At 79.9% G+C, this 2,514-nt stretch carries 1 protein-coding gene and 1 pseudogene; one reads left to right on the top strand and one right to left on the bottom strand.

What is annotated here, in order from left to right; genetic code table 11:
* Nucleotides 1-29 precede the first annotated feature (29 nt).
* Nucleotides 30-1,826 (bottom strand): DUF4012 domain-containing protein, encoded by a 1,797-nt coding sequence (locus tag GTR00_RS26035; RefSeq protein WP_166613094.1) that lies wholly within the window; start codon nt 1,824-1,826, stop codon nt 30-32.
* A gap of 121 nt (nt 1,827-1,947) precedes the next feature.
* Here GTR00_RS26035 and GTR00_RS18795 point away from each other — a divergent pair.
* Nucleotides 1,948-2,514 (top strand): annotated as a pseudogene (locus GTR00_RS18795) (transcription-repair coupling factor); the annotation flags it as partial.

The raw sequence follows: 2,514 nt of genomic DNA, 5'->3' as shown, positions 1-2,514 counted from the left end.
CCCCCCACCCGCCCGCTCACACCCTCCGCTCACAGGGCGTCCGAGCACGGCGCCACCACCACCTCCGGCGCGCTCACCGTCGTCGGCCCCGTCACCTCCGCCGGCAGCGCCCGCGCCGGCCCGCGCAACCGCCAGCGCACCACCACCGGCTCGCCCGGCGGCAGCTGGACCGTCAGCCGCACCAGGCGCCAGCCGCGCTCGGCGTCCACGGAGGTGGGCACCGCCCGCCCGTCGACGCTCGCGCCGTCCAGGCCCACCGCCGGCGGCACCCACAGCGAGACCACGTCGCGCGCCGTGCGCCGCCCGGCCGCCGTGGTGGCCACCTGGTTCTGCACGTACGCGGGCACCTCCTCGGGCACCGGGTTCGTCAGCGTCAGCTCCAGCTCGGCCACCGCCTGCGCCGAGCCGGTCGCGCACGGGCGCTGCAGGCGCAGCTGCGGGCGCGTCCAGTAGTCCAGCTTCGAGGGCGCCACGTTCGTCAGGCCCACGTGCGCGGCCGCGCGCGGCCCGCCCAGCACGCCGGCCAGACCGGCGGCCTCCAGGGCGCGCTGCTCCTGCTCGCGCGAGCTCCACACCGCCAGGTGCCCGCTGGCCGCCGCCTCGCGCCCGCCGCGCAGCGCCGAGGTCGACACCCCGTCGGAGAGCACCGCCTCGAAGGCGGCCGCGGAGGCGGAGGCCAGGAAGGCCTTGCGCGCGTCGTTGTCCTGCGCGAAGCGCACGTAGGCGTCCTCCATGAGCACCCGCGGCAGGTCGGCGGTGGCCACGGTGCCGAAGACCCCCAGGTCCAGCGGGGCGTGCTCCGCCCCCAGCAGCTGGGCCAGGCCCACCGGGTCCACCAGCACCACCGCGTCGGGCACCGGCTTGCCGGCGTCGGCGAACAGGCTCGCCGTCAGGCGCGCGGCGTCGTCCGCCTGCGCGCCCACGGTGAGGTTCTGCACCCGCCCGGCGTCGCGGTCGCCGCCGTACAGCCCCGCGTACTCCGCGCCGTTGACCGCGGAGTCCCCGCGCGCCGGGCCGAACTCCGCGTCGGTGCCGGTGCCGGTGAGCCGGATGGACCCGCCGTCCACGGAGACGTAGGCGTACGCCCCCACGATGCCCTGCACCGGGCGCACCTCCGCCGGGTTGGTGAACGCCACCACGTAGGTGCGCGCCCCCTCCGCCCCCAGCAGCCCCGGCAGCCGCGGCACCAGCTCGGCCGCGGTGCCCAGCGGGCCGGCCACCTCGCGCAGCTGGCGGGACACCGGCTCCAGCCGGCGCGAGAGCGCCCCCACCACCGCGGGGTCCTCCGCCGCCGCCAGCGCCGAGCGGGCCGCCTCGACGCGGTCGCGGTAGTCCACCACCACCGGCGCCAGCCGCTGCACGCCCTCGACGTCCACGGTGCGGTCGGCCGAGACCAGCCCCTCGGCCAGGACGTCGGAGGCCACCCCCAGGGCGCCGGGCAGCGGCTCGGTGAGCGCCGCGGCCGCGGCCGCGCCGGCCGAGGCCGCCCGCAGCTGAGCGCCCACCCACGGCACGTGCTCGGCGGCGCGGTACGGCCACTGCGAGGTCGCCCGCCGCGCGGCGGCCGCGTCGTCGGCCACCGCGCGCGCCCGGGTGCGCGCCTCCTCGAAGCGCTCGGCGCGCACCTGCTCGGCCAGCCCCGGCGCGGCGTCGGCGACCCGCTGCAGCGCGCGCGCCGCCTGCACCCCGCTCACCGCGACGGCCGCGGCCCAGGCCAGCACGAGCAGCAGCAGGACGCCCGGCACCGCCCGCGCGGCGCGCGGGGCGCGCCGGCGGCGGGGTGCGGCGGGCTCGGCGGGGGTGGGGGGGACGCTCTGGCCGGGCACCGGCCAGACACTAACGAGCCCCCGCACCGCCCGGCACCGCCCGCACCGCCCGCGCGGGCGGTGCGGCGTCGGGACCCGGACGTAGGCTGGGAGCCCCACCTCGACCCCCTCCGGAGTGTTCGTGAGCCTCACCGGCCTGCTCGACGTCCTGCGCACCGAGCCCGCCGTCCGCGCGGCCGTGGAGACCGCGCGCGAGGGCGGCAGCCAGGCCCTCGACGTGGTCGCCCCGATCGGCGTGCGCCCGGCGCTGCTGGCGGCGCTGGCCGCCGAGCGGCCCCTGCTGGTGGTCACCGCCACCGGCCGCGAGTGCGAGGACCTGGCCACCTGGCTGCGCTGCTACCTGCCGCAGCACGCCGTCGCGGAGTTCCCCGCCTGGGAGACGCTGCCGCACGAGCGCCTCTCCCCGCGCAGCGACACCGTCGCCCAGCGCCTGGCGGTGCTGCGCCGGCTGGCCCACCCGGCCGCCGACGACCCCGCCGCCGGCCCGGTGCGGGTCGTGGTGGCCCCCGTGCGCGCCGTGCTGCAGCCCCTGGTCAAGGGGCTGGCCGACCTGGAGCCGGTGCGCCTGCGCCCCGGCGACGAGGTCGGCCTGGACGCCGTCGTCGAGGCCCTGGTCGGCGCGGCGTACGCCCGCGTGGACATGGTCGAGCGGCGCGGCGAGTTCGCCGTGCGCGGCGGCATCCTCGAC

Origin of the sequence: Kineococcus indalonis (assembly GCF_009906395.1) — a bacterium.
In the GTDB taxonomy this organism is placed as follows: Bacteria; Actinomycetota; Actinomycetes; order Actinomycetales; family Kineococcaceae; genus Kineococcus; species Kineococcus indalonis.
This window is presented reverse-complemented; position numbering and strand designations above follow the sequence as displayed.